General features: G+C 63.8%; 27 protein-coding genes. 15 read left to right on the top strand and 12 right to left on the bottom strand.

Translation table 11 applies throughout. The features are described 5' to 3' along the window. Nucleotides 1-288: 288 nt before the first annotated feature. A complete protein-coding gene (locus tag EJ069_RS32755) occupies nt 289-435 on the bottom strand; it encodes a hypothetical protein (RefSeq protein ID WP_189341637.1) in 147 nt (48 codons plus the stop codon). 97 nt (nt 436-532) lie between these two features. Continuing rightward, complete coding sequence (locus tag EJ069_RS13375) at nt 533-766, bottom strand: hypothetical protein (protein WP_126061684.1); 234 nt, start codon at nt 764-766, stop codon at nt 533-535. A 162-nt stretch (nt 767-928) separates the two neighbouring features. On the opposite strand from EJ069_RS13375, the gene EJ069_RS13380 reads away from it, so the two are divergent. Then, a complete protein-coding gene (locus tag EJ069_RS13380) occupies nt 929-1,366 on the top strand; it encodes a YqaA family protein (protein ID WP_126061685.1) in 438 nt (145 codons plus the stop codon). A 168-nt stretch (nt 1,367-1,534) separates the two neighbouring features. On the opposite strand, the gene EJ069_RS13385 is transcribed toward EJ069_RS13380, so the two are convergent. The 3 genes from EJ069_RS13385 to EJ069_RS13395 form a co-directional block, all read right to left on the bottom strand. After that, nucleotides 1,535-1,957, bottom strand: coding sequence for a hypothetical protein (locus EJ069_RS13385; protein WP_126061686.1), 423 nt, complete (start codon nt 1,955-1,957; stop codon nt 1,535-1,537). Nucleotides 1,958-2,057: 100 nt separating this feature from the next. Beyond that, nucleotides 2,058-2,618, bottom strand: coding sequence for a cytochrome c (locus EJ069_RS13390; protein WP_126061687.1), 561 nt, complete (start codon nt 2,616-2,618; stop codon nt 2,058-2,060). Then, nucleotides 2,615-2,875, bottom strand: a complete 261-nt coding sequence (locus tag EJ069_RS13395) for a multicopper oxidase domain-containing protein (RefSeq protein WP_126061688.1) — start codon at nt 2,873-2,875, stop codon at nt 2,615-2,617. The genes EJ069_RS13390 and EJ069_RS13395 overlap by 4 nt, the downstream gene beginning before the upstream one ends. A 700-nt stretch (nt 2,876-3,575) precedes the next feature. On the opposite strand from EJ069_RS13395, the gene EJ069_RS13400 reads away from it, so the two are divergent. Then, nucleotides 3,576-5,045 carry a tlde1 domain-containing protein gene (locus EJ069_RS13400; RefSeq protein ID WP_245456544.1) on the top strand — a complete coding sequence of 490 codons (1,470 nt, stop codon included), beginning with the start codon at nt 3,576-3,578 and terminating at the stop codon, nt 5,043-5,045. Between the two features lie 239 nt (nt 5,046-5,284). Continuing rightward, nucleotides 5,285-6,532, top strand: coding sequence for a glycosyltransferase (locus EJ069_RS13405; protein ID WP_126061690.1), 1,248 nt, complete (start codon nt 5,285-5,287; stop codon nt 6,530-6,532). A 2-nt stretch (nt 6,533-6,534) separates the two neighbouring features. Here EJ069_RS13405 and EJ069_RS13410 read toward each other — a convergent pair whose 3' ends face one another. Beyond that, nucleotides 6,535-7,293, bottom strand: coding sequence for a DUF4239 domain-containing protein (locus EJ069_RS13410; RefSeq protein WP_126061691.1), 759 nt, complete (start codon nt 7,291-7,293; stop codon nt 6,535-6,537). Nucleotides 7,294-7,506: 213 nt separating this feature from the next. Here EJ069_RS13410 and EJ069_RS13415 point away from each other — a divergent pair, with 213 nt between their 5' ends. Beyond that, a complete protein-coding gene (locus EJ069_RS13415) occupies nt 7,507-8,292 on the top strand; it encodes a ThuA domain-containing protein (RefSeq protein WP_126061692.1) in 786 nt (261 codons plus the stop codon). A 101-nt stretch (nt 8,293-8,393) separates the two neighbouring features. Continuing rightward, nucleotides 8,394-9,452, top strand: coding sequence for a Gfo/Idh/MocA family oxidoreductase (locus EJ069_RS13420; RefSeq protein ID WP_126061693.1), 1,059 nt, complete (start codon nt 8,394-8,396; stop codon nt 9,450-9,452). Nucleotides 9,453-9,595: 143 nt separating this feature from the next. Here the strand turns inward: EJ069_RS13420 and EJ069_RS13425 are convergent, their stop codons facing one another. The 3 genes from EJ069_RS13425 to EJ069_RS13435 form a co-directional block, all read right to left on the bottom strand. Next, nucleotides 9,596-10,318 (bottom strand): 3-keto-5-aminohexanoate cleavage protein, encoded by a 723-nt coding sequence (locus tag EJ069_RS13425; protein WP_126061694.1) that lies wholly within the window; start codon nt 10,316-10,318, stop codon nt 9,596-9,598. A 162-nt stretch (nt 10,319-10,480) separates the two neighbouring features. Further along, a complete protein-coding gene (locus EJ069_RS13430; protein WP_126061695.1) occupies nt 10,481-11,413 on the bottom strand; it encodes a dimethylarginine dimethylaminohydrolase family protein in 933 nt (310 codons plus the stop codon). A gap of 32 nt (nt 11,414-11,445) precedes the next feature. Then, a complete protein-coding gene (locus EJ069_RS13435; RefSeq protein WP_189476356.1) occupies nt 11,446-13,041 on the bottom strand; it encodes an amidohydrolase in 1,596 nt (531 codons plus the stop codon). Nucleotides 13,042-13,123: 82 nt separating this feature from the next. Here EJ069_RS13435 and EJ069_RS13440 point away from each other — a divergent pair, with 82 nt between their 5' ends. The 5 genes from EJ069_RS13440 to EJ069_RS13460 all read left to right on the top strand — a co-directional run bounded on the left by EJ069_RS13440 (nt 13,124) and on the right by EJ069_RS13460 (nt 18,301). Then, nucleotides 13,124-14,011: a LysR substrate-binding domain-containing protein gene (locus tag EJ069_RS13440; RefSeq protein ID WP_126061697.1), complete on the top strand. Its 888-nt coding sequence runs from the start codon at nt 13,124-13,126 to the stop codon at nt 14,009-14,011. A 339-nt stretch (nt 14,012-14,350) separates the two neighbouring features. Next, a complete protein-coding gene (locus EJ069_RS13445) occupies nt 14,351-15,445 on the top strand; it encodes an ABC transporter ATP-binding protein (RefSeq protein WP_126061698.1) in 1,095 nt (364 codons plus the stop codon). Between the two features lie 74 nt (nt 15,446-15,519). Then, complete coding sequence (locus tag EJ069_RS13450; RefSeq protein ID WP_126061699.1) at nt 15,520-16,632, top strand: ABC transporter substrate-binding protein; 1,113 nt, start codon at nt 15,520-15,522, stop codon at nt 16,630-16,632. Between the two features lie 23 nt (nt 16,633-16,655). Beyond that, on the top strand, nt 16,656-17,489 hold the full coding sequence (locus EJ069_RS13455; protein WP_126061700.1) for an ABC transporter permease: 834 nt from the start codon (nt 16,656-16,658) through the stop codon (nt 17,487-17,489). A gap of 5 nt (nt 17,490-17,494) precedes the next feature. Continuing rightward, nucleotides 17,495-18,301, top strand: a complete 807-nt coding sequence (locus EJ069_RS13460) for an ABC transporter permease (protein ID WP_126061701.1) — start codon at nt 17,495-17,497, stop codon at nt 18,299-18,301. 410 nt (nt 18,302-18,711) lie between these two features. On the opposite strand, the gene EJ069_RS13465 is transcribed toward EJ069_RS13460, so the two are convergent. Beyond that, nucleotides 18,712-19,071, bottom strand: coding sequence for a metalloregulator ArsR/SmtB family transcription factor (locus EJ069_RS13465; RefSeq protein ID WP_042638109.1), 360 nt, complete (start codon nt 19,069-19,071; stop codon nt 18,712-18,714). A 416-nt stretch (nt 19,072-19,487) separates the two neighbouring features. On the opposite strand from EJ069_RS13465, the gene EJ069_RS13470 reads away from it, so the two are divergent. The 3 genes from EJ069_RS13470 (at nt 19,488) to EJ069_RS13480 (ending at nt 20,541) form a co-directional block, all read left to right on the top strand. Continuing rightward, nucleotides 19,488-19,691: a hypothetical protein gene (locus EJ069_RS13470; protein WP_126061702.1), complete on the top strand. Its 204-nt coding sequence runs from the start codon at nt 19,488-19,490 to the stop codon at nt 19,689-19,691. 104 nt (nt 19,692-19,795) lie between these two features. After that, nucleotides 19,796-20,041, top strand: a complete 246-nt coding sequence (locus EJ069_RS13475) for a DUF982 domain-containing protein (protein ID WP_126061703.1) — start codon at nt 19,796-19,798, stop codon at nt 20,039-20,041. Between the two features lie 257 nt (nt 20,042-20,298). Beyond that, nucleotides 20,299-20,541, top strand: a complete 243-nt coding sequence (locus tag EJ069_RS13480; RefSeq protein ID WP_042638153.1) for a DUF982 domain-containing protein — start codon at nt 20,299-20,301, stop codon at nt 20,539-20,541. A 310-nt stretch (nt 20,542-20,851) separates the two neighbouring features. Here the strand turns inward: EJ069_RS13480 and EJ069_RS13485 are convergent, their stop codons facing one another. Together EJ069_RS13485 and EJ069_RS33755 are read right to left on the bottom strand one after the other, a co-directional pair. Beyond that, nucleotides 20,852-21,805: a glycosyltransferase gene (locus tag EJ069_RS13485; protein ID WP_126061704.1), complete on the bottom strand. Its 954-nt coding sequence runs from the start codon at nt 21,803-21,805 to the stop codon at nt 20,852-20,854. A gap of 21 nt (nt 21,806-21,826) precedes the next feature. Next, complete coding sequence (locus EJ069_RS33755) at nt 21,827-22,408, bottom strand: CatB-related O-acetyltransferase (RefSeq protein WP_126061705.1); 582 nt, start codon at nt 22,406-22,408, stop codon at nt 21,827-21,829. Between the two features lie 158 nt (nt 22,409-22,566). Between EJ069_RS33755 and EJ069_RS13495 the strand changes: the two genes are divergently transcribed. Together EJ069_RS13495 and EJ069_RS13500 are read left to right on the top strand one after the other, a co-directional pair. Next, entirely contained in the window at nt 22,567-23,352 is a 786-nt protein-coding gene (locus EJ069_RS13495) for a hypothetical protein (protein ID WP_126061706.1), read from the top strand. A 175-nt stretch (nt 23,353-23,527) separates the two neighbouring features. After that, the gene (locus tag EJ069_RS13500) at nt 23,528-24,454 is read left to right on the top strand and encodes a hypothetical protein (protein WP_126061707.1); all 927 of its coding nucleotides are present in this window, start codon (nt 23,528-23,530) and stop codon (nt 24,452-24,454) included. The last annotated feature ends 7 nt before the right edge of the window (nt 24,455-24,461 follow it).

Below are 24,461 nucleotides of genomic sequence, written 5' to 3' on the forward strand. Positions count from 1 at the left end.
TGACGGACAAAAACGATTGTGGCGCCCACGTCGCCTCATCCGGAGCAAAGACTAGAAAACTCGCGGAATGGTGGGGAGCGATGGGCGGCCCGGCTGCCTTGGGGGGTGATACTGGGTTCGGCGGCCGGGCCTGACCGGAGTTTGCGAGGCCGCCGGCTACAGGAAAGGATGCGCTCGCGCCCATGCGAGGGCAAGAACGACCTAGGCCCTAGGACCAAAGCTGCAAGCGCAGGGGCCGAGACGGACCAATCACAATCAGACTGGAAACCAACTGAAGCCGGCCGCGCGTCAAAAGCCGAAATAATGCCGGCCGACGAGATAGCCGAGTGCCGCGACCACCAGCGGAAACAGCGCCGGCGCCGCCCTGCCAAAGAGCGAGGCGCTTATCTCCTTGGCTGGAGCGCTGGGTTTGGCATTGCCGAGGTTTTTGGTCATGGGCTTAGTACCGGTTGGGGCTAGTTGCCGGCGGAGCCATAAATTAGAAGTCGCTTATTAAGTTTCCAGCAAGCCCAATGTTACAATTCGCGGCAATTTATTCCGATTGCTGGGTGCGCTCGGCAAGCGCGAAAGCCTGGAGGTTGCGCGATTTGCCGGGGTCCTGGTCGGCATTGGCGATGATGGCGTGGAAGGCGGCGCGGGCGATGTCCTTCTTCCTGGCGCCGGGATGCTCCTTGCGCACCGCCTTGACCAGATCCTTCGGCGTCATGCCGGGGGTGACGAGACGCATCAGCGTGTCGCCTATGGCCTGCAATTCGCTGGCATCCATGACGATGACCCTGTTTTGACGACATAAGCCTAGCATATAGGGGAGCGAGCGCGTCACTTTTGTGATACGCGCCGGCCAAAACCGGAGCTGGTCGGCTGTCTCCACGACCCACGCCGAAGATATAGGGAGCCGAAATGGCCAAAGGCGAACTGACGGGCGGCAATGCTTGGTGACCTTGCCGCCTTCGGCGGACTTTTCCTGACCGCCTTCGCCGCCGCGACCATCCTGCCGCTGCAATCGGAAGCACTTCTGGTCGGCTTTCTCCTGGTCGGGACCCATTCGCCGGCCGCTCTGGTTCTGGCCGCGACGATCGGGAACGTGCTTGGTTCGGTGGTCAACTGGCTGCTGGGCCGCGGCATTGATCGCTTCCGCGACCGCAAATGGTTTCCGATAAAGCCTGCCGCGCTCGACCGCGCGGCGGCGCGCTATCACCGTTACGGACGATGGAGCCTGCTGCTGAGCTGGGCTCCGCTTATCGGCGATCCGCTGACGGTGATGGCCGGCGTGCTGCGCGAGCCCCTATGGAGCTTTATCGCCATCGTCACCGTTGCCAAGGCCGGCCGGTACCTGGCTGTGGCGGCCGCAACCCTTGGCCTCTAGCCTAAAGATCCTCATGGTGCAGGCATCCAGCGGTGAATTCTCGCCATAGCAAAGCCGCACGGCCAAGGCCGCCGCGATATGTCTTTACGGGGCCGGCCTTGGCAAATCGCCAAGGCCTTCCGTTGAACGGTTCGGGGGCTCTATCAAAGAGCTGGGTCGCTCTATCCTTTACGCGGGCACAAGGACGGCGATGCGATGCACGCCGACTTCCTTGCTGGTATTCGTCGCCTCGTCGGTCTTGCCTTTGGAGCAGGTGTACATGTCACCGACCTTGAGCTTGAACTCCTTGTCCGCCTTCTTGATGGTGAATGCGCCGGAAGTAATGGTGCATACCATGTCGTTATCCATCACACTTTGAGGAGCGTGCGCTCCGGGCTGAAACACCACGTCAACAATCGAGATGCTCTTGTAGGCGGGAATGTCGGAGTTGCCGGCGCCGACCTCGACCACTCTGACGCCCGGCGCAATCTCCTTGCCTTCGTTCGCACCGTACTTCTTGGTTTTCGCAAATGTTGCCGTTGCGAACAGGGGAGCAACCGTTGCGGCCGTCACGCCGAGCGCGATTGCAGACCTGCGATTCATCGTCTTCATCGCATCCTCCCTAAACCTGTCATGCACGGATGAGCATGGCCTCAGTATATTAGCACAAACTGATTTGATTGTGCGGAAAAGCGCGTGTCGGTGGCCGCGTTTACTGTTGCTTTTGCCGGAACTTCGAATGGCAGCTCGTGCAGTCCTGCAGGATGAGGTGCAGGAGATGTTCCGCCGGCATCCTGGCCGGATCGGCTTCAGCCGCGCCCGGGCGCTTGCCGAGCAGGCTGCCGCCATCCATCGGCGGGCCGGTCATCCGCATGTCGGCGGTGATCCCCGGCGGCGCGTTCCCCGCCTTGATCGCGAGCGCGTCGGCGAGCCGGCCGATATGGCGGGCGAGCGCCTCGAACTCCGGCCGGGCCTGGTCGATCTCCGGTTTGGCGGCCGATGGCGCGCCAAGCGTGCCTTGCGGGAATTCGCCGGTCAGGCCGCCGACGTGGGCGCTCAGCGTGTCCGCCGCCGCCTTGAAGGCCGCCGGCTCATAGGCGCGCTTGCCGTCGAACATTTCGGCGATCGCCCTGGCGGCGGCCGCCATCTCCTTCATCGAGGCCTGGCGAGCGGCCACGATGGTGTGGGCGGGCCCCGCGGCCAGCGACGGAGCAAGGATCAACGGGCCGGCGAGCGCCAGCAAAACCACCCTCAGAATGACGCGAGACCTCATGCCTTAACGTCGACGATGCCCATCATGCCGAGCTGCTGATGCTCGAGGATGTGGCAGTGGTACATGCGCGCTCCCGGCCGCTCCTGGCGCGTGAGCCGCCGCACCGTCTCGCCGCTCGCGGCATTCATCGTCATGGCCTCGGTGAGGACGAGACGGCGGCTGACGGTGGGAACCCCAAGCGGCGCGATCGGCCGCAGGCTTCCGGGCAGCGGCGGCATCGCCTCGGCCGGCGTTTCGGAAACATCGACCGTCAGCATCTTTTTCTCCTGGATCGCGATTGGGAAGGACGCCGCCGGGACGATCCTATGCGAACGCTACTGGTTCCAGTAACTGGAAGGTCAAGAGGGATATCGCGGGCGGAAGCTGCCCCCATCGCGGTGACTTTTTTTGGGGGTGTTTGTCCGTATGGTGCAAAAAGCGGTCCTGGACCGCCGCCCGATCGGCTGGTCCACAACATTTCCGGCCTGCCTGTTTCAAGGTTTGCCGAATAGTCGCATTTTGACCCCAATCGGCCTCTAGCCGGCTGAAGATGTCGCGGTTCCGTTGTTCACGGTTTCTTGACAGAGGCCGGAAAAACGGGCAGCAAAGCGGGTGAGGGAGAGCATTTTTACCGTGGCGAAGACCATGGAGGGCTCTTTTTTCGTGTGGACCGTCGCCAAATCGGCGATTGGTGGAGGGATTGGTTAACCATCTTTGTCCATCTTTTGAATCAATCGGCAACAGACGCGTGAAGGTGCAGGGGGCACCGGCGAACTGTGATCGTGACGGGTGCCAGGTGCGAAAACCGGCATGCCGATTGAGAGTGGTCGTATGGCGTTTTTGCGTTTGAAAAACCGGGGTGACGCTCCTCAGGGGGAGGTAACTTCGAAAAAGTCTGGTCATCGTTGGGTTCTGGTGCCTGCTATCGGCGCCGCCCTCGCTTTATGGTCCGCCGCCACCTTGGCGGGGCTCTATTCTGTGAGCACCTCACTGACCGCCGCTTCCAACGGATTGCCGCAAGGCATGCTTTCGCCGCGCACCATCGCGCTTGGCGACCAGCGCCGGCAGATCGCCAATGCCTGGGCGCCGCATCTTGGCGTCAATGGCGGCTACAAGGCCGCCTCGCTCACCGGCGGCTGCGATGTCGGGTGCTTCAGCCTTGCGACAAGCTTCAGGCATGACGGCCAAGCCATTGAAAAACTAAAGAATAATGGCCATTACGGCAAGATGGCGCGGCTCAAGCTGCCGGCGCCCGACAGCGTGGCGCATGAAAAGGCCGTGGTGGTGGCTTCGGCCGCCGGAGCCGCCGACCGCTTCGATGGCGTGGTGAAGCGCGCGGCGCTTTCGCCGCAGAAGCTTGCCGATGCCTTTGCCCGTGCCGAGAGCGCGCCGTTCCTGCTTGCAAGCCTGCCTTCGGCCAGCCGCTTCGGCGGCGCGCAGCCGGACGCTCCGATCGAGGCCCGCTTCGGTCCGCAGCCGGCCGAGACCCCCGGCGCTTCCGAACTGGCGCTGGCGCTTGCCAACGTCGCGCCCGAGGATACGGCGGATGTTCCGACCGCCGTCGCGCTGCAGAACAGCGACGCGCCCGATGTCGACGGCAATACCGACAATGATGGCAAGGACGGCGCGTACCAGCTCGCCTCGCTGCCGCCGCAGGACGATCTGCCCGACAGCATTGCCGTGCCTGGTCTTCGGCCGCGCACCACGCTCGAGCGCGCCACCGAGGCGCCTGAGCAGAATGCGGCCAAGCCGCAGAGGCCGGAGGCCGTGAAGCCTCAGGCCGCCAAGGGCAAGCCGCAGCCGGCCGAATCCGACACCGCGCAGAGCGCGCCGGCGGCGGCCTCGCCGAGAAGCGGCGACCAGGCCCTGCCGGGTGTAGAGAATTCGAAGCCGATGGTGGCGGATTCCAAGCCCGCCAAGCGCAAGGCGCAGGCGTCGGAAATGCTCGCCTATGCCAAGCCGGACACGCCGGAGCGCGGTGGGCTGGGCAGCGCCTTCCGCAGCCTGTTCAACGGCCCGTCGACGGGCAATGGCGTCGCCGTCTACGATATTTCGGCGAGGACCGTTTACATGCCCGACGGCTCGAAGCTGGAGGCGCATTCGGGACTGGGCTCGATGGTCGACCAGCCGCGCTTCGTCAACCGCAAGAATGTCGGCCCGACGCCGCCGGACACCTACAATCTGTCGATGCGTGAATCGCGCTTCCATGGCGTAGAGGCCATCAGGCTCACGCCGGCCAGCGGCAGCAACAAATACGGCCGCAACGGCTTGCTTGCCCACACCTACATGCTGCGCGGCGGCCGTGCGGAATCCAATGGCTGCGTCGTCTTCAAGGACTATCACCGCTTCCTTGCCGCCTACAAAAGCGGCAAGATCAAGCGCCTTGTCGTCGTCCCGCGCCTGACAAGGTCCCCCACCCAGGTCGCCCAGGAAGGCCGCCAGGGTTAATCCTTCTCTGCCGGCGAACGTGTCGCCGGCATTTGTGTCATCCCCACTTGCTGATCCGAAGGGCGCCAAAATGTGCGCCGCTGTGGCCATGCCGTCGCGGCTTGCAGCCGTGGCGACAATCTGACCTGGGAGCGATAACGACCCTTCCCAGGATGTAGATATGGCGCAGCCCGGACTTGCGGCAAGCCCCCGGGCATGGCGTATCAACGCTGCTCCGAAAAAAGAAAACGGAGCACTGAATGCGGATCTTATTATCGACTTACGGCTCGCGCGGCGACGTCGAGCCCTTGGCGGCGCTGGGCGCGGCCTTGCAGGCGCATGGCGTCGAGGCCCGGGTGAGCGCGCCGGGCGACGCGGAGTTTGCGGCGCTGGCCGCCCGCGCCGGCGTGGCTTTTGCGCCGGCCTTCGCGCCGGTGCGCGAATGGGCGAAGGAAATGGTCAACCGGTCGCGATCGGCGTCGCCCGAGGACCGGGCCAGGCTCATCTCCGGCCAGGCGGCCGAGATCGCCGCCAGGCAATATGAGGCGCTGAGCGCGGCCGCCGAAGGCTGCGACGCGGTGGTGGCGTTCGGCCTTTTCCCATCCTGCGCCGCCGCGCGGCTGGTCGCGGAACAACGCGGCATGCCTTACATGCTCGGCACGTTCTGCCCCATCTGGCTGCCGTCGCAGCACAACCGGCCGCACGAATATCCTGGACATCCGCTGCCGGTCGGCGTGATCGACAACCGGCTGCTGTGGGAGACAGACATCCGGACCAAGAACGCGCTGTTCGGCGAGGCGGTCAACGGCCAGCGCGCATCGCTCGGACTACCTCCCGTGCAAAATGTCCGGGACTATGTCTACGGCAATCCCGTCCTGCTCGCCTGCGACCCGGTGCTGGGGCCATGGCTGCCCTCGGACCTGATCGACGCCGTGCAGACCGGCGCCTTGATCCTGCCAGACGAACGGCCCCTCCCCGATCGGCTCGACGCGTTCCTCGATGCCGGTCCGCCGCCGGTCTATGTCGGCTTCGGCTCGATATCGGTCGCCAAGGAAGCCGGCCGCGCCGCCATCGAAGCGATCCGCGCCAGGGGTCTCCGCACGGTGCTCGCGCAGGGCTGGGCCGGGCTCGGCCTCATCGATGATCGCGATGACTGCTTCGAAGTCAGCGAGATCAACCAGCAGGCGCTGTTCGGCCGCGTCGCCGCGGTCATTCATCACGGCGGTGCCGGCACCACGGTCGCCGCCGCGCGGGCGGGAGCGCCGCAGGTGATCGTGCCGCAGATCGGCGACCAGCCTTACTGGGCCAAGCGCGTGGCCGAGCTCGGTATCGGCGCCGCGCACGACGGCCCCATGCCTACGGTGGAGTCGTTATCGGCTGCGTTGGAGGTGACGCTGGCGCCCGAAACCCACGCTCGCGCGGCGGTTGTGGCTGGCAACATCCGCGCTGACGGCGCCGAGGTGGCGGCAAGGCTGCTGATTGAACTGCTCGGCCAATCCAGCCGGTGAACTCATTGCGTGGTCAGTTCCGCCAGCGCCCTTTGCAGGGGCGCCGGCGAGATCTGGATCGGGCCTGAAAAGGGTGAGTTCATGTCGATGATCAGATAGATCGCCGCGGCCACCAACGCCGCGGAAATGAGGCATGTGAAGACGACGGTTCCATTGCGCGGCGCCCTGAAACCGAAGCTGGCGAAGATCAGCGTCAGCCAGGCAACGAGCAGGACGATCACCGGAGCGGGAATGGCGCCCTCTGACTGCTCGGCAAGTATCCAGCGTTGCTCGACCAGCTTCTGCAGCTGCTGCGTCGCGGCCTGCTGCGTGGCGGTCTGCCTGGCATTTGTGTGCGTCAATCCGGCCATGAGGTCGCCGACTTGATTGAGCAGCAGTTCCGACAGCCTGTTCGGGACGACGGTCGTATCGCTGTCGGCCGTGGAGGTCTCGACGACGCGCTGGACATAAGCCGTGAGCGACTGCCGGGCGCTGTCAGCCTCCGGCCCATAGTGTCGGAGCGTTCGGTCGAGCAGAATGAGATCGGTAGCGAAGGTGTGCACGTTGCCGTTGATAGACTCGAATGTGTTCTTGGCCGAGTTGATCATCAGGCCGAGCATAAGCGAGGACATCACCACGAAAAGGTTCGCTGCAAGCCGCACCACCGCGCTGGTGTCGTCCCCAAGATGGTGAGTGGGGAAGCGCTCGTGCACCATCAGGCTGACCAGCGAGGCCCCGGCCAGGCAAGCAAAGATCGCTGTCCCTACAAGCACTTCGCCCATGGCTGATATTGTAGCCGAGGCGTGGCGCTTGCCAATTGGCTGCGCGGCGGTTGAATCAGCGCCAAAGCATAAGAATGTATATCATTGGCCGGCAACGAGACTTTCGCGCCGGCCTCCATGCACAGCGAAGCGAAGGCCGAAAACCACTTTCAATAGCGGATGAAGGCGCTATCTATGGCGCGGGGCGGCTCCCAATCACTCACGAGGCAATCCATGACAATTCGCGCTGTCGTCTGGGGCGAGAACATCCATGAGCGGACCAATGAGGTGGTGGCCTCCATCTATCCGGAAGGCATGCATGCGACCATCGCCAAGGCGCTGAATGCGGACAAGGCGATCTCCGCCTCGACCGCGACGCTGGAGCAGCCGGAGCACGGCCTGCCGGAATCCCGCCTCGCCGAGACCGACGTGCTCGTCTGGTGGGGCCACAAGGATCATGGCGCGGTCGCCGACGAGGTGGTCGAGCGCGTCGCCCGGCGCGTCTTCGAAGGCATGGGGCTGATCGTGCTCCATTCCGGGCACTTCTCGAAGATCTTCAAGCGGCTGATGGGCACGCCCTGCACGCTGAAATGGCGCGAGGCGGGCGAGCGCGAGCGGCTCTGGGTAACGAGCCCCAGCCATCCGATCGCCGAGGGCGTCGGCGAGTTCTTCGAGCTTGAGAACGAGGAGATGTATGGCGAGCAGTTCGCCGTGCCGGAGCCGCTGGAGACCGTCTTCATCTCCTGGTTCCAGGGCGGCGAGGTGTTCCGCTCGGGTCTCACCTACCGGCGCGGTGCCGGCAATGTCTTCTACTTCCGGCCCGGGCACGAGACTTATCCGACCTACCACGACGCCACCGTGCAGAAGGTGCTGCGCAACGCGGTGAAGTGGGCGCACAACCCGCAAGGGTCCAAGCCCGCCATTCTCGACGCGCCGAACGTGCCGGTCGAGAAGGCGCTGGAGCCGATCGAGGAGCGCGGGCCCAAGCTGCACGCGCATGGCGAGGCCGGCTTTCGCTAAAAGAGCGCTTCCCTCTTTGCTAGGGATTGCGGGGAAACAGCGCCTGGGTCACATTCGGCTGGCAAGATTGAATCGAACCAAATCGCTCGGAGGAGCAGGAAATGCGGCTTTTGATACTAGGAACCGGCTGGATGGCGCAGGAACATGCCCGCCGCTTCGGCGCCATCGAGGGTGTCGACATCGTCGGCGCGGTTGACGTCGATGCGGCTCGCGTCGGCGAGTATGCCGACGCCTACAAGATCCCGAAGCGCTTCACCTCGCTTGAGGCGGCGCTCGACTGGGGCGACTTCGACGCGGTCGCCAATGTCACGCCCGACCGCATCCACTACCCGACCACCATGGCGTTGGTCGCCGCCGGCAAGCCGGTGCTGTGCGAGAAGCCGCTGGCCGAGAATTTCGGCGAGGCCAACGAGATGGCCAATGCGGCGGAGGCCGCCGGCATCGTCAACATGGTCAACCTCACCTATCGCAACGTGGCCGCGCTGCAGAAGGCGCGCCTGATGGTCCAGGCCGGCGAGATCGGAACGGTGCGCCATGTCGAGGCATCCTATCTGCAGAGCTGGCTGGTGTCGAAATTCTGGGGCGACTGGCGCACGGATCCGAAATGGCTGTGGCGGCTGTCGCGCGGCCACGGCTCGAACGGCGTGCTCGGCGATGTCGGCATCCATATCCTCGATTTCGCCAGCTATGGCGCCGCGCTCGACATCGACCATGTCTTCTGCCGGCTGCGCGCCTTCGACAAGGCGCCGGGCAACCGCATCGGCGAATACCAGCTCGACGCCAATGACAGCTTCGCCATGACGCTCGATTTTTCCAATGGCGCCTTCGGCGTGGTGCATGCCAGCCGCTGGGCCACCGGCCATATCAACGAATTGCGCCTGCGCATCCATGGCGACAAGGGCGCCGTCGAGGTGGTGCACAATCTCGACGGCTCGATGCTGAGGGCTTGTATCGGCGGCGATGTCGAGAACGCCAAATGGGAAGAGCTCGACGCAGGCACCGTGCCGACCAACTACCAGCGCTTCGTCGAAGCGGTGAAGAGCGGCGTGCAGATCGAGCCGACCTTCCGCCACGCGGCGGGCCTGCAGAAAGTGCTGGACCTCGCCGTGGTGTCGGATGAGAAGCGGGCGGAGTTGAGGGCCAAGGCGGATACGCAGTAGCGCTTTCCTCGCCCCCGCCAAAGGCGGGGGAGAGGTGGCTCGGCGAAGCCGAGACGGAGAGGGGGGAGCGCCCTACGAAGGCCCCCTCTCCGTCCGCTTCGCGGACACCTCTCCCCCGCCTTTGGCGGGGGCGAGGAACCGGGTCACGCTCCGCGATAAATCCCCACCGCCGCCGCAACCAGCGCCGCATTGCCGTCCGCGACACTCCCATCCGGCAACTCCTTTCCGTCCTCCAGCCCGACCCGCGTCGAGAATTTCCGCAGCGCCGCCCGCTGAACAAAAGGCCACACGGTCGCGTTCTCGCCATGCAGCAGGATCGAGCGGTGGATACCCTCGCGCTGCAGCACCTTTTCGATGCCGTTGGCGACGGCGAAGGCTTCGTCCAGCGCCTGTTCCGAAATCTCGATCAGCATGCGCAGCACCCGCCGGCCATGGTCGAGACTGGCAAGCCTGAGCGCGTCGCCGATCGAGGCCAGCCCCGCCTCGATTCCGATGCCGCGCTGGCGCAGGGCCTCCATCACCTCAGGCGCCGCCGCCTCGCTGAGATTGACCGACGCGTAGTCGGGCAGTTCATTCCACCCGGCGATGGCCGCTAGCGTGCGAAGATCGTCCTTCTCGATCCAGGCGCCGGTGGAGACGCCGATCAACGTGCCCGGACAGGCTCGGCGGAGCGCTGCGACCGTCCTGTCCATCGCCTCCGGCGCAAGGCTCTCCTGGCCGTCGGCGCCACGCGCATGGACATGCAGCTCGGCCGCGCCCGCAGCGACCGAGGCCGCAGCGTCGCGCGCCACCGCCACAGGATCGAGCGGCAATGCGGGATGGAAGTCGGCGGTACGGGCGCCATTGATGCAAGCCTGGACGATCATCTTTGCGGCAATCCTGTTTCGGCTGGAGGGAGCCTAGCGCAGGGCCGGGTCGATCGGAACGGATATGGCGAAGTCTCCTGACAGGCCGGGCCAACAAAAGCCCCCCTGGCCGACAGCCAGGGGGTAAGCATCCCCTTGGTGGTTTCGGACCTTGAAAGCCCGCTACGCCGGCACGCGCTTCAGCGCCTGCGCCATGCAGTGGATGCCGCCGCCGGTCTTGGAGATCTCGCTCATGTCGACGGCCGCGACCTCGAAGCCGCGCGCCTTCAACTGGCCGATCAAGGTCTTGCTGGAGGTCGGCGCGATCACCCTGTCCTTGCCGAGCGACATGAAGTTGCAGCCGAGCGCCATCGTGTCCTGGAAGGGCACGTCGATGATCTCGTGGCCCTTGCCCTTCAGCCAGTCGACGATGCCGGGTTCGGTGCAGGCGAGGCAGACGGCGGTGAGCTTTTCGGCGATCGGCACCACCATCAGGTCGATATGGACATAATATTCGTCGATGAAGGCGAGACGCGTCTCCCAACCTTCCTTATCGAACCATTCCTTCACCTGGCGGGCGCCTTCTTCCTGGGTGCGGGCGCCGCCGCAGCCGATCAGCACAACGCCGTCCTCGATGACGTTGAAGTCGCCGCCTTCGAAGGTGCCGGCCGTCACCATGTCGTAGATCGGGATGCCGAGCTTCTCATAGGTGCGGATGGCGGCGTAGTTCTCGCCGCGCCGCCACCAGTTGGCCATGGCGGTGATGAAGGCGCCGTAGGGCGTCATGACGCTGGAGTCGCGCGAATAGACCTGCATCGGCAGTTCCGGCGTCGGCTCGTGCCAGTGGATATTGACGCCGAAATGCTCGTAGGCGGCGACGAGGTCCTTGTGCTGCGCCTGCGCGATCTGGATGTTGCAGGGCGCCTCGCGCAGATGTTTCCTGGACAGCGAGCTGGTCGACAGGTGGCGCAGGAAATTGGGCGAGCCGAGCAGCACGTCGGTCAGGACGTCGGTCTCGTTGGCGAAGCCCCAGGCGGTCAGCGGCTTGGTGCCGCCATTGGGGTTGCGGCGCTGCAGCGAGAACGGCTCGGCGACGATGCGGTCATGGACGGTCATGGGGTTCTCCTCTGGACTGTTCTGTTGATCGGTCATGCGGTGGAAGTGGCCGGGATCCACCAGTCGCGCCCGCGCGGCGTGGTGACATATTCCGGCCAGCGGAAGTTGATCGGCGGTTCATAGTCGCAAAGCGGCGCGATCCAGTTCGAGCCGCCGATGCCGCCGCCGGTTCGCTTGACGAACTCGTCCATAGCGGCATCGCGCGCGGCCTTGTCCTCCAGCAGGCGCAGTGCCGTCAGCGCGACCGTCTTGGCGGCGCAGGTGACCATCGGATCGATGGTGGCGGGGATGCCGCCCAGCGCGTTCATCGCCCAGGACGGGTAGACATGGCCCTTGGCCGCGCGCAGCGCCGGGCGGGCGACATAGAAACGCGACGTCGGCGCGTGCCAGCTCATATCGGTGTAGTCGTCGGAAGTGGAATTCACTTGCGACGGCGGCAGATCGCGGCGCAGGATCGCCTCGGCCTCCCGCGGCGCGATCAGCTGTTCCAGCTCGTCGATGAACGGATTTTCGGTCGCCTCGCCGCCGGCATTGACCTGGACCTCGCGGGCGATCGCCCGCGCCGCCTCGTCCCAGCGCGGCGCGCCTACGGTGGACAGCGCCTGATAGGTGATCTCGGCCATGGCGTGGTTGGCGAGCCCCGGCCGCGACTTCGACACCCAGTGGCGCTCGTAGCGGCAGCCGCTCATCCTGGCAGCGGCTTCGGCGTTACGGTCGAGCACCGCGGTCACCTGCTCGGCCATGGCGATGGTCGGCACGCGGATCATGTACTGGATCTCGGCCAGGCTGGCCGGCAGATTGTCGGCGGTCGCCTGCCCTGCCGTCAGGATCGCCTCGCTGATCGACCAGCCGCCCTGATGGGTGAGCATGGAATCGCGCAGCGCCTTGGAGGCCATGTACATCATCATCAGCGCGTCATTGGCGCCCGGCGCCCTGACCGCCGAATGCGCTTGCGGGATGGGTGCTGCGTCGCTTGCCGCGCGGCCCCAGTTCTCGGGTTCGTCGCAGACGAAGCGGTAGATCATCGAATAGGCGGCGCCACAATGCGTGTCCCAGCGTGCGGTGTTGCAGAGCGGCAGCATGTAGAAGGGATGGAAGGAGATCATGCCGGCAAGGCCGTCATAATAGCCTTTTGCCGCATGGATCGGCTTCGAGCCCCTCACCTTCTCCGCCGGCTCGCCGGTGAAACGCAGCGTGCCCTTGATGCCATGCTCCAGCATCGCCGCCTTGGTGGCCAGAAGCCCGCCAAGGCTGCCGATGCCGAGGCCCGAATGCGGGTCGGTATGGCCGCCGGCCTGAAATCCCAAGCCTTCTCGCGGCTCCTTCACCGTCGCGGCGTCCTGGCAGTTGCCGGGCACGGCGTCATACTCGCCATACATGCCGATCACCGGGCCGTCGCCATTCGTCCAGTGGGCGCAGAACGCCGTCGGCATGCCGCCGGAGCCTTCCTCGACCGAAAAGCCCTCGCGCTTCAGCCGCTCGACATACCAGGCCGCCGACTGGTACTCGCGCCAGGCGGTCTCGCCGAAATCGAAAATGGTGCGCGTCCAGGCCGACAGCAGCGGCTGGATGCCGTCGATGCAGGCGAGCGCGGTTTCTTGCGCCGAAGTCGTCACCGGTTTGTCCATGGTCCAAGAAAAGCAGTGAAGCGGCTCGTCAAAAAGTGATATGTTTTCCCGGCTCGTGCAAATTCGGTTCACCTGAGGCCTCTTGCGAATACCGTCCACGCAGGCGCTGCGCGCCCTCGACAGTTTTGCCCGCCACGGCAGCGTATGGCGCGCCGCCGACGAGCTTCACCTTACCCGTAGCGCCGTCTCGCATCAGCTTCGGCTGCTCGAACGCGACCTCGGCTTTGATCTCTTGCAGCGCATCGGAAAGGGCGTGGCGCTGACGCCGCGCGGCCAGCGCTACGCGGCCGACGTCAGGAAGGCGCTGACCGTGCTCGGTGACGCGGGAACGCAGAACAGCGGCGCCGGCGTCGGCGGCTCCTTCGCCATCTCCTGCCCGCCGGGCTTTGCCTCGATGTTCCTGTGCACCCATATCGGCGAGTTCCAGCAAATGTATCCGGATGTGGCGCTGTCGGTGCTGACGCCGCGGCGACTCGACGATGTCAGCAATCCGGACGCCGATGCCTTCATCGCCTTCGGCGTCGGCAACTGGCCGAACCGGGCGGTGGAACTGCTCTGCGAAGTCTCCTTCACGCCGCTCTGCAGTCCAAGGCTGCTCAACAAGGTGGGCGGCTTTTCCAAACCCGCCGATGTGCTGCGCGCCAGCCTGCTCCATCTCAGCGACACCGAGGACTGGGCGCGCTGGCTGGCGCTGTCCAAGGTGGAAAATCCCGATACCGAAGGCGGCATCTTCTTTTCCGACATGAACCTCGTCTTCTCGGCGGCGATCGCCGGCCAGGGCATTGCGCTGGGCGACGAGCTGACCGGCCGCCAGGCGCTGAGCGAAGGCCGGCTGGTCAAGCCTTTCGAGGCGACCGTCCCCTCGCCGCGCTCCTATTTCCTCGTCTTCGAGCACGCCAAGGCGGGGCACCCGGTGCTCAACGCCTTCGGCGACTGGTTGAGGGCGAAGCTGTCGGAGAGCAGGGATTAGATTGAGTGCTGCCGCCCTCTCCGGTCGTCATCCTCGGGCTTGACCCGAGGATCCATGCCGTGACGATCGCGAAGGGCATGGCCTATCAGAATTCTGCACCGTTGCAGCTCCCAGAGGTCACGGAATGGATTCTAGGGTCTGCGCGCGTCGCTTCGCTCCTTGCTCCGCCCTAGAATGACGAAGTGCGTGGGCGCTACTACCAATCACAAACGTTTGTGATCGCGCCGCCATCAGTGCACGCACCCGTGAATCAAATTTGCCGATCAGGCGAAAACTATTCGGTTGCGGTGAGCCGCAGCCATGCCTACGATTTCATTGGGAACTGAGGAAAGAGCCAGGATGCAGCAACCCGGCCGGGCCGCAGAAATCAAAGCGAACGGGATCGGCAAGAGCTTCGGCTCGTTCCGGGCGCTCGACAACCTGTCGCTCGATATCGGCCGCGGCGAGTTTCTCACCCTGCTCGGCCCTTCCGGCTCCGGCAAGACCACTTTCCTGATGATCCTGGCCGGCTTCGTGCAGCCGAGCGAGGGCAAGCTTTTCAGCGACGGTGTCGACATCACCAACCGCCCGGCGGAGCAGCGCGCCGCCGGCATGGTGTTCCAGGGCTATGCGTTGTTCCCGCATATGAGCGTGGAACAGAACATCGCCTTCCCGCTCAAGGTGCGCAAGAAATCCGCCTCGGAAATCAAGAGCCGTGTCGGCGAGATGGTCGAGCGCGTCGGGCTGAAAGGCCACGAGAAGAAATTGCCGGCGCAGCTTTCCGGCGGCCAGCAGCAGCGCGTGGCGCTGGCCCGCGCGCTGGTGTTCGAACCGGGGGTGCTGCTTCTCGACGAGCCGTTCTCGGCGCTGGACAAGAGCCTGCGCGGCCAGATGCAGGCCGAGATGAAGCGGCTGCACCAGGAGACCGGCACGACCTTCGTCTTCGTCACCCACGACCAGAGCGAAGCGCTGGCGCTGTCGTCGCGGGTCGCCATCTTCAACCACGGCAAGCTCTTGCAGGTGGGCAGGCCGGACGAGGTCTACGACCGGCCGGCGAACCGCTTCGTCGCCGAGTTCCTGGGCGAGATCAACATGCTGCCGGTGAAGGGCGTGCGCCCCGCCGACAATGGCGCCACCGGACTCTGCGAGGACCGCGCGGTCAACATGCGCTGCAAGGCGGAGGCGATCAAAGGCGACGCCATCCTCGCCATCCGCCCCGAGGACATGTCGATCGCGCCGGAAGCGTCAGTCAATGAGAACGGCATCGCCGCGACGGCCGTCGCCTCGACATATCTGGGCGCCGCGACCAAGCTAGACCTCACCACGCGCCAGGGCGCCAGGGTCACCGTTTCGGTGCCGAACGAAGTGGCTGCGGCGGCGCTCAGCAAAGGCAATTCGGTCTGGCTTACATGGCCAGCGGAGAAGGGTTTCCTCCTTCCGGATGGAGGACATTAAGCACCGCCGTCGCGGCCAGACACATCACCGCAGCGGCTTCCGGTTCAAATCAACGACAAACAAGGGGAACTGACATGAGCGATACAAAGAAACAGACGATCGAATCCCTCGCCGAGCGGACCAAGCGCGGCGAGATCTCGCGCCGGCAGTTCGCGCAGCTTGCCGGCCTCGTGCTCGCCGGCACGCCGATGCTATTGCGCTCGACCGGCGCCTTCGCCGAGACCAAAGGGCTGGTGCTGGTGAACTGGGGCGGCGACGCCATCACCGCTTACGACGCCGCCTATGGCCAGGCCTTCACCAAGGACACCGGCATTCCGGTCAAGATGGACGGCTCGGGCCCGACCGAAGGCGCCATCGCCGCGCAGTTCAAGAGCGGCGCGCCGACCTGGGACCTGGTCGACGTCGACCCGTTCTCGGCGATCACGCTGGGCGGCCAGGGCATGCTCGAGCCGATCGACTACAAGATCGTCGACAAGAGCAAGATGCGGCCGGGCTTCGGCTGGGAATATGCGGCCTCCACCTATTTCTTCTCCTATGTGATCGCCTACGACTCGCAGAAGTTCGGCTCCAACGCGCCGACCGGCATGGCCGACTTCTTCGACGTCAAGAAATTCCCAGGCAAGCGCTCGCTCTACAAATGGGGCGTGTCGAGCTGGGAAGCAGCACTTCTCGCCGACGGCGTCGCGCCTGCCTCGCTCTATCCGCTCGATCTGAAGCGCGCGCATGACAAGATCGCCGCCTTCAAGGAAAACGTCGTCTCCTATTGGGGCGGCGGCGCCGAGAGCCAGAGCGTGCTGCTCAACGGCGAGGCCTCGATGGCGATCGTGTGGTCGACCCGCGCCTCGCTGATCGAGCAGGACTCGGGCGGCCAGATCAAGTTCATCTGGGACCAGGGCCTGATTTCGCCCGGCGCGCTGGCGGTGCTCAAGAACAACCCCGGCGGCAAGGACGCGGCGATGAAGTTCATCGCCAGCACCCAGGATCCGCAGAAGGAACTGGTGATGTTCGACAAGCTCGGACAGGGCCCGGCCAATCCGGCGGCCGACGCGCTGATCCCGGCTGACAAGAAGCGCATCAACCCGGTCGATCCGGACAACATGAAGAAGCAGATCGCGCTCGACATGGAATGGTACGCCAAGAACTACGGCGCCGCGCTCGACGAATACACCAAGATCATCTCCGCCTGATCAGGGCGGAGACTTTCTCACTGATGAGAGGCACCCTCTCCGACAGGATGGGCGCGGCGCTGCTGATGGCGCCGCTGCTCCTGTTCCTGGTCCTTGCCTATGCCTGGCCGTTCCTCGGCGTGGTGAAGTGGAGTTTTACGCTTCCCACGCCCGGCCTCGGCCAGTACCACGCTTTGCTCACTGACGATTTGGTGCAGGCGGTGTTCATCCGCACGCTGCGCATCGCGGCGATCGTCACACTCGTGTCGGTCACCGCCGCCTACGCCATCACCGTGGTGTGGGTGCGCGGCTCACCCGTGCAGCGCGTGCTGGCCGAATTCTGCATCCTGGTGCCATTTTGGATTTCCGTACTCACCCGCGCCTTCGGCTGGGTGGCGCTGCTCTCCAATCGCGGCCTGATCAACACCTGGCTGCAATCGATCGGCTTCATCTCCGAGCCGCTGACCCTGGTGCGCAACGAATTCGGCGTCATCGTCGGCATGTCGCATTTTTTGATCCCCTTCGCGGTGTTCCCGCTGGCGTCCGCCATGCGCAGCCTGGACGAGCGCGTGCTGCTCGCGGCGCGCGGGCTGGGCTCCAGCCGCATGCGCACCTTCTGGACCGTGTTCGTGCCGATGACGCGCTCCGGCATCATCGGCTCGGCCATGATGACCTTCGTGTTCTCGCTGGGCTTCTTCGTCACGCCGGCAATCCTCGGCGGCGGCCGCAGCGTGATGATCGCGGAGCTGATCTATCTGCGCATCTTCCAGAGCCCGGACTGGGGGCTGGGCGCGGCGATCAGCGTCGTGCTGGTGGTGTTCGTCGGCACGCTGATGGCGCTGCTTTTCCGCTACGTCAAACCGAAGCAACTGGTGTAGCCAAGATGCCGACCTATCGTCCCGGCCCCGTCTCGCTGGCGCTTGCCGTGCTGGTGGCGCTATTCCTTTTGATGCCGCTGCTTGCCGTCATCCCGGTGTCGCTGACGCCGAGCCGCATGCTCACCATGCCGACGGGTGAGCTGTCGCTGCGCCACTACCGCTCACTGATCGAGGATCCGCGCTGGCTGGAGTCCATCCTGCTGTCGATCCGGATCGGCGTGGTGAGCAGCGCGCTCTCCACGGTGCTTGCCCTCACCTTCAGCCTCGGCATCTGGATGTTCCAGCCGCGCTTCACCGCGGCCCTTGTCGGCTTCGTGCTGCTGCCCATGGTGGTGCCGCCAGTGGTCTCGGCGGTGACGCTCTATTTCCTGCTCACCTCGGTCTCCGGCCTCACCTCGTTCTTCGGCTATGACACATGGCTCGGTGTCGCCATGGCGCATTCGGTGATGACGGTGCCATTCGCCACGGTGCTCATCCTGGTGTCGCTCAGCCAGCTCGACCGGCGCATCGATCTTGCCGCGCGCGGCCTTGGCGCCGGCGTGTGGGAACGCGCGACGCGCGTCATCATGCCCAACATCAAGTTCGGCATCGTCACCGCGGCGCTGCTCTCCTTCGTGCTCTCCTGGGAAGAGATCGGCGTGACGCTGTTCATCACATCGGTGAATGCGATCACGCTGCCTCGCCTGATGTGGATGGGCCTGCGCGACAACATCGATCCGGCGATCGCGGCGCTTTCGGTGATCCTGATCGTCATCACGGTGCTGGTGCTGGCGGTGAGGAGCGTGATCACCAGACAGAAGGCGTCGCCGTAGAGCGGTTGCGTTCACGGAAAAAGAGGCCCGCCAGGAGCGGCGAGCCTCTTTACGGAGCCGAAGTGGAAGCTCGGCACCGTCGTGATCCGGGGGTGTGGATCGACTCGAAATCTAGCCAACAGGGCTCAGCCGAGCGACTTACAAATCCGTAATCTCCGGTCGGTCTGCGTGCCCAACCGGCCAGGAAAAGCCTGTTCTATCAGCGGCTTGCCGAGAACATCCGACATCGAGACAGCGCTTTTCAAAGAAACGTGATGAACCGTCTGTCCAACCGGCGGGACGGCGGAGCGGCTTGGAAACGCAGGGGAACCGGGCGGCGTCGCGACGCGGCCCGCTTCATAGCAGTCTGCGCCATCAAGGCGCCGCACCGGGCGAAGGCCCCCCGGCCTCGCCCGTGCGGAGCAGTCCGTTCAGGCGGCCTGCGGCCGCCGCATCCTCTCGACGAAGGCCTGCCTTGCCGGTCCGGCAAGCGGCTTGTCAGTGGCCAGCAGGCCATCGAGCAACGCCAGAAGTTCGCGCGCTGCCGAAGACTTGCAGGAATAATAGACCATTTGACGATCACGGCGGGTTTCTACAAGGCCAAACCTGCGCAGTTTGGCCAGGTGTTGCGACAGCGCTGATTGGCTGAGTTCGACCTTGTCGGCGAGCACGCCGACAGAGAGTTCGCCCTCGGCGAGGTAGTTCATGATGAGCAAACGCTTTTCGTTGCCCATCACCGCAAGAAAGGCTGCCGCGCTTTCTGCGTTGGCGGTAAGTTTCTTGGTAACCATCGATTTCCCCATGGTTCATGCTCTTCCGAAGGCCATGGGGGCAATGGCTTCAGAATTCCAGAGCGTTGATGAGCCTGCCCCGGTTTGGACGCGGGACCTGCCTTGCTTCTTTTCGACCAGAACCCCTTCGTAACCCGGTTGCCACCACGTCGAGGTTGCTGGTCTCGGACAGAACGCGCGGCGCTTTTTCGGGCTCAAGTCAATGCAGACTCGGAAAAATTCCGCGCTGCTAATACGTATCAGCGCAGCGCTCGTTCGGCAAGAATATAACGAGGCCGGCAAAACAGCGGCCAGCCTCAGGCAAGAGCGGCGTCAGCCGAAGCGCATGGCAAGGAACCTTGCAGCGACTCACGCTCAACCTTGGAACATGCTAATATTAGCCGGGCAAAAAAGGAGCCCGGCTCAAGGAGGAAGCCATGTCCATCGCGTCCAATGCCCGCAACACATTCACTCCCGACGAGACGGCCATGCTTGGCCGTGTCTATGAGAATGGCAGCATCGAGGGCGAGACCACCGAGCAGAAGGAAGCACGCGCCTCGCGCATTCTGGCCAATTACATGGCCGGCATCACCGACGAGGCGGAGTTGATCGAGCTTTCGCGCAGGCCGCTTGGAAGATGAGCAACGTGGTCCGCCCACGCGAGGCGGCTTCACGGTGAGTTGACGTTCCGGCACGGAACGCAACGGCAGAATATCGTGTTCCGACATGTTCGGGAGGTTTCGCGATGATCCAGGGATGGTTCTCCAAGCCGGTTGAAGTCGCCGTCGGCCTTTCCGGGTCGATCCGCCACATCTCCAACGCCGAACAAGCCGCCGAGCTGCTGACCGGCCAATGGCGCGATGCCGGCAGTGCGCTGCATGGCGAGGCGCTGCGGGCCTGCCGCCGCGCGATCCGCGGCGACGTCACGGCCGATGCCGCCAGGGAGGCCTTCGTCGTCGCCGCGCGCGAAGCGCATGTGCTGGTCGAGTAGGGCATGGTTTCATCAGCCTGGCGGATTCATTAGCGCAGCCTGCGAGGGCGCTGCAGTGACTTTGGTCACACGATTTTCAGCCCTCCGGAATCGCTGAGGAGACCATCCCGACGCTGCCCATCGTCGCCTCGAAATTCTTCGGAACCTAATGCGGGATGGTTGGTTAACGCGCGGGTCGGCAATCGCCCTCGGCCTGCATCGGCGCCATCCGGCGCTGATTGCTAGCCCAAAAGACGATCATAACAACGGAGAAAGTGATGAACGATGTCTGGTTTTCCGAACCGGTCGTGATCGATTTCCAGCCAAACGGCCAGCGCAAGGTATCGAGCTGCTTCGAGGCGATGGAATGCCTCGACCTGCGTTGGCCGGGGCAGGCGCGCGACGGCGCCTGGCGCTCGGCGAGCCGCGTCTGCCGCGACGCGCTTGACGGCCTGCGCAGCCCGGTGGAAGCCCGCAAGACGCTGCGCAAGGCGGCGAAGATCGCCGGACTACTGGCGTAGCCTCGATTTCCCATGGCGTCCCGTTGGGGCGTCGCCAAGCCCGTCGCGGATTCCCATTGCTGCGGCGGGTTTTCCTTTCCAGACAAGGGAAGTTACGGCCGGCGCATACTGCGGAACGCGTTCAAGCACGCATCCCGTGGGGTACATGAAAACGCCGGCCGCTGGGCTTAGGGGCTGCCTGACGGGTTCAGGCCTTTCCATTTCGGCGAGTCGGGCGCCAGGCCGCAACGCAAGCGCCGGAGCATGGTAAACGCCAGGTTACTATCCACAGCGCATGTCCGATCGAGCCAGCAGGCAGACGACGGCCTTTTCAGGCGAAACCCCCAAGCACTTCCGGAAACTGCACGGCCATCGCGCCTTCATTCGCCTGCCTGGCATAGATCGCGTGCATCCTGCTGCCGTCATATCTGGCCCTGCGGCGCTGCACGTCCTTGCCGAACAGGCCGGCAACCGCGTCGAAGCGCCGGAGGAAGCGCTTCACCACGCCGCGTTCGAAGGGTATGCGCTGCTCGAAAGGCCTGCCCCAGGGCGTGTCCCTTGCCAGATCCCGCCAGATGCGCAGCGCTTCCAACTCGACCCCGACCTGATTGCCCCACGGCTTGCCGCCGGCGAAATGCCTGGCCCAGGCTTGCGAGAAGCGCAATTCTCCGAGCGACTGCAGGTTCCAGTTTGGATGCATCGTCTGCCATTTGCCCTCGAAGACGACGTTCAGGGCATTTTGGTCGTTCATGCTTCCGTCAATAGCGGTCTTTCGCGTGCGCTCCAGCAGCGCATTCTCCCGGACAGCGTTCATATCGAAGACGACGACGCCCGAATTGAAATATGGCGCGCCTGGCGCCAGCTTGAGCTTCTGCCGGTAAGAGGGCCGGAAATACATGTAGTCGTCGTGAGCGGCGAGCAGCGGGGCGCGCAGCCGCTGCCTGGCAAGGTCATTGATGTCCCGGTTGAAGAGAACGTCGCAGTCCGTGTATGCGATGCGGTCATAAGGCTCGAAAACCGCAAGCCGGTCGGCGAAAAGCCGAGTGTAAGCGGCAATGCTGTAGGTTCCGAAGCGAAACCCGAAATTCGCCATGAAGTCGGCGACATCGACCAGCTCGACCTTGCCTTCCAGCAGATGCCGGGCGACTTCAAGATCCGCCTGGCTCGCGCCGGTGTAGAGCAGAAAGCCGTCGATCGGGGTGGAGACATCCAGTATCCGGCGCGCCGTCAGGCAGGCATATGGGAAGTAGCCGGCATCCGTCGCCAGGAAGAAACACGACTTCATCGTTCCGCTAACCGCCGCCCGTCATTTCGTTGCGGTGCCTGCCACAGAATGCCTCTCGATAAAAGTCTCGATCGGGCCGGTAAGCAGACCCGCCTCGCGTTTGACCTTGTCATCGTCCCAACGCCACCATTGGATGGCGAGCAGCTTTGAGATGACGTCCTGCGAAAAGCGATATCTGATCAGCCTTGCCGGCGACCCGCCGACAATCGCGTAAGGCGGCACGTTCTTCGTGACCACCGCCCCTGCCCCGACGACAGCGCCGTCGCCGATCTCGACGCCCGGCAAAATCATGGCGCCATTGCCGATCCAGACGTCATTGCCCACGGTGATGCCAGCCGGCTTGCTGTCTTCCGCGATCGGCTCCGGCTGCTTCAGCAGCCGGCTGTAAATCGGAAACGTGGTAGCGCTCGCGGTCGGATGCTGGCCGGAGCAAATGAAAAGCACCCGGCCGGCAACCGAGCAGAAGGCCCCGACCCGCAGCGGGGCCTCCCTTGAGGGAAACAGGACCTTTCGCCATGTCACGCCGTAAGTGTGGCGGCCAACCGTCACATGCTCCGGCAACTTGGAACGCGCGCCCCTCAGCCACTTGGAAAACGCTGACATCCAGTTACCTCTCCGACGCTCCCGCCGACATAGCCCCGGATCGGCCGGGCCATCAACCAGGAACTTCGGACAGGCGGCATGGGAGGAACTTTTGGGTGGATCGCGAATGCGTGTGTTGATAGGGGAAGGATCCCGGACACTTCTCCCCTTTCGATCGAATGAACGACGTTTTCGGCTATATCGCCTATGGCGATAACGAGGTTTATCACTTCGGCGCGCTGCTCAGCGCGCTTAAGCTTTTGCACAATTGCCCTGGCGCCAAAATAATTATCGCAACCGACAGGCCCGAGCTTTTTCGCCGATACCCGGTCGAAACGATGGCCATCACCGCCGACCAGAAGGAGCAGATGTCTTTCGGCCGGCGCTATCATTTCGGCATCAAGGCCGCGTGCCTGATCGAGATCCTGCAGCGGGCGGACCGTCTGATCTTCATGGACTCCGACCACTATCCTTATGTCAATCCATCCAGAGGGTTCCGACAGATTTCGCCGACCCGTTCCTTCATGCGGAAGTGCGAGGGCGAGCATCGGCTTTACCCGGTTCTCACGGGCAAAGGCGTCAAGATCGGAGACTACACCCTGACAGGCCACGAACCGATGTGGCAAAGCGGAATCCTTGGCATTCACCGAGCCAATGTCGGGTCGTTAACCGAGGCTTATTCTGCGATGCTGGCCGTACGTGAATTGACCAATACAGACGCACCCGAGCAGTTTTGCATCGGTGTCGCACTGTCTCGAAATGGCCTGTCTCTCAGCCGACATCGCCTTCCGGTCAGCGACTACAACACACGTGGCAAAAAGGCTTTCGCCAGCCCTCGCGTGCTGAAGTTCTTCGACATGTATGGCGACTCTCCGATAGCCGATCAGGTAAAGAGGGCCGGCTGGTATCGCTTGTGGCGAACTCCCATGGACCTGTGGCAGCAGCGGGATAGGTGGTCGTTTTAAGCTGGTGTGAGGACTACCGCAGACAAAAACCTCGCTGATCAAGGCACGACCATCGCCTGAGGTGGCCGGAGAGACATTCGGTCCGTCGCGGCGCCTTAGATGTCTATCCCATATCGAGCCGAGGGGGATTGAACGCGGACTTCCCTTTGTACTGGCCTCAAGCTATGCACGCCAGATGGGTCTGAAGATTGTCGATATCATAACCAGATCGCCGGCAGTCATCGCGGCGAAGGAAGTCAGAAATGGCTTGGTATACAAGGCCTTCGAATATCGTGGCCGAGCTGCTGGACGTGCTTTTGCAGATCATCTCAAGGCAATTGATACGTCGCGTGTCTGCTTCACGGTGGCGTTCAATACGCCCTGGGTCATAGACGCACTGGCCAAGGCCTGGGAAATGCATCCGCCGGGAATGACCCTGGCAGTCGTCGACAATTCGACCGATCAGGCATCGAGAGAAGCAATAGAAAACATCTGCAAGGTGAGAGGCGTGCCTTATTTGGCGCTTCCGATGCGGGTGGAAAAACATCTGTCGAGATCGCACGGAACCGCGATAACCTGGGCTTATCACAACATCATACGGCATCTGGAGCCCGAGCTCTTCGGCTTCATTGATCATGACTGTTTCCCGGTCGTGCCATTTGACATCCCATCCAGGATGGAAGGCAAGGCTGTGTACGGCAAGCTGTTCCTTCCAGGTCAAAATCATATCCACAAGCCGAAGCCGACCGATCGGCATTGGAATTTATGGGCAGGCTTCTGCTTCTATCGCTTCTCCGCCACGGTGGGGTGCAAGCTGAACTTCGAACCACGCTTGAACATGGGGCTTGATACTGGCGGCGCAAACTGGAACGTCCTTTACACGAATCTGGACAGGGCAAGCGACGTTGCCATTGCCGTCGCTCGGGAAACCCTGATGACGATGGCGGGGGCGGTCGGGCGCCACGAGATCATCGAGGAAGCATTCTTCCATGTCGCCGGCGTATCCTACCCCGACCGTCCCAGTTATCACCGCAGAACTACGGACCATCGAAAACTGATCCGCGACTATGTCTGGGATAAATATCTTGGCGGCACCAGCGGCAGGGTGGTGCAAGACTTCTAAGCGTTGC

Origin of the sequence: Mesorhizobium sp. M2A.F.Ca.ET.043.05.1.1, assembly GCF_003952445.1 — a bacterium.
Taxonomy (GTDB): domain Bacteria; phylum Pseudomonadota; class Alphaproteobacteria; order Rhizobiales; family Rhizobiaceae; genus Mesorhizobium.

Excerpts from the sequence above, each read along its gene's own strand:
- EJ069_RS13430 (WP_126061695.1), bottom strand. The coding sequence starts at position 11,413 with ATGACCGTCCATGACCGCATCGTCGCCGAGCCGTTCTCGCTGCAGCGC.
- EJ069_RS13485 (WP_126061704.1), bottom strand. The coding sequence starts at position 21,805 with ATGAAGTCGTGTTTCTTCCTGGCGACGGATGCCGGCTACTTCCCATAT.
- EJ069_RS13495 (WP_126061706.1), top strand. The coding sequence starts at position 22,567 with ATGAACGACGTTTTCGGCTATATCGCCTATGGCGATAACGAGGTTTAT.
- EJ069_RS13425 (WP_126061694.1), bottom strand. The coding sequence starts at position 10,318 with ATGATCGTCCAGGCTTGCATCAATGGCGCCCGTACCGCCGACTTCCAT.
- EJ069_RS13410 (WP_126061691.1), bottom strand. The coding sequence starts at position 7,293 with ATGGGCGAAGTGCTTGTAGGGACAGCGATCTTTGCTTGCCTGGCCGGG.
- EJ069_RS13500 (WP_126061707.1), top strand. The coding sequence starts at position 23,528 with ATGGGTCTGAAGATTGTCGATATCATAACCAGATCGCCGGCAGTCATC.
- EJ069_RS13480 (WP_042638153.1), top strand. The coding sequence starts at position 20,299 with ATGAACGATGTCTGGTTTTCCGAACCGGTCGTGATCGATTTCCAGCCA.
- EJ069_RS13385 (WP_126061686.1), bottom strand. The coding sequence starts at position 1,957 with ATGAAGACGATGAATCGCAGGTCTGCAATCGCGCTCGGCGTGACGGCC.
- EJ069_RS13375 (WP_126061684.1), bottom strand. The coding sequence starts at position 766 with ATGGATGCCAGCGAATTGCAGGCCATAGGCGACACGCTGATGCGTCTC.
- EJ069_RS13460 (WP_126061701.1), top strand. The coding sequence starts at position 17,495 with ATGCCGACCTATCGTCCCGGCCCCGTCTCGCTGGCGCTTGCCGTGCTG.
- EJ069_RS13435 (WP_189476356.1), bottom strand. The coding sequence starts at position 13,041 with ATGGACAAACCGGTGACGACTTCGGCGCAAGAAACCGCGCTCGCCTGC.
- EJ069_RS33755 (WP_126061705.1), bottom strand. The coding sequence starts at position 22,408 with ATGTCAGCGTTTTCCAAGTGGCTGAGGGGCGCGCGTTCCAAGTTGCCG.
- EJ069_RS13470 (WP_126061702.1), top strand. The coding sequence starts at position 19,488 with ATGTCCATCGCGTCCAATGCCCGCAACACATTCACTCCCGACGAGACG.
- EJ069_RS13390 (WP_126061687.1), bottom strand. The coding sequence starts at position 2,618 with ATGAGGTCTCGCGTCATTCTGAGGGTGGTTTTGCTGGCGCTCGCCGGC.
- EJ069_RS13420 (WP_126061693.1), top strand. The coding sequence starts at position 8,394 with ATGCGGCTTTTGATACTAGGAACCGGCTGGATGGCGCAGGAACATGCC.
- EJ069_RS13395 (WP_126061688.1), bottom strand. The coding sequence starts at position 2,875 with ATGCTGACGGTCGATGTTTCCGAAACGCCGGCCGAGGCGATGCCGCCG.
- EJ069_RS13405 (WP_126061690.1), top strand. The coding sequence starts at position 5,285 with ATGCGGATCTTATTATCGACTTACGGCTCGCGCGGCGACGTCGAGCCC.
- EJ069_RS13415 (WP_126061692.1), top strand. The coding sequence starts at position 7,507 with ATGACAATTCGCGCTGTCGTCTGGGGCGAGAACATCCATGAGCGGACC.
- EJ069_RS13475 (WP_126061703.1), top strand. The coding sequence starts at position 19,796 with ATGATCCAGGGATGGTTCTCCAAGCCGGTTGAAGTCGCCGTCGGCCTT.
- EJ069_RS13450 (WP_126061699.1), top strand. The coding sequence starts at position 15,520 with ATGAGCGATACAAAGAAACAGACGATCGAATCCCTCGCCGAGCGGACC.
- EJ069_RS32755 (WP_189341637.1), bottom strand. The coding sequence starts at position 435 with ATGACCAAAAACCTCGGCAATGCCAAACCCAGCGCTCCAGCCAAGGAG.
- EJ069_RS13380 (WP_126061685.1), top strand. The coding sequence starts at position 929 with ATGCTTGGTGACCTTGCCGCCTTCGGCGGACTTTTCCTGACCGCCTTC.
- EJ069_RS13455 (WP_126061700.1), top strand. The coding sequence starts at position 16,656 with ATGAGAGGCACCCTCTCCGACAGGATGGGCGCGGCGCTGCTGATGGCG.
- EJ069_RS13465 (WP_042638109.1), bottom strand. The coding sequence starts at position 19,071 with ATGGTTACCAAGAAACTTACCGCCAACGCAGAAAGCGCGGCAGCCTTT.
- EJ069_RS13445 (WP_126061698.1), top strand. The coding sequence starts at position 14,351 with ATGCAGCAACCCGGCCGGGCCGCAGAAATCAAAGCGAACGGGATCGGC.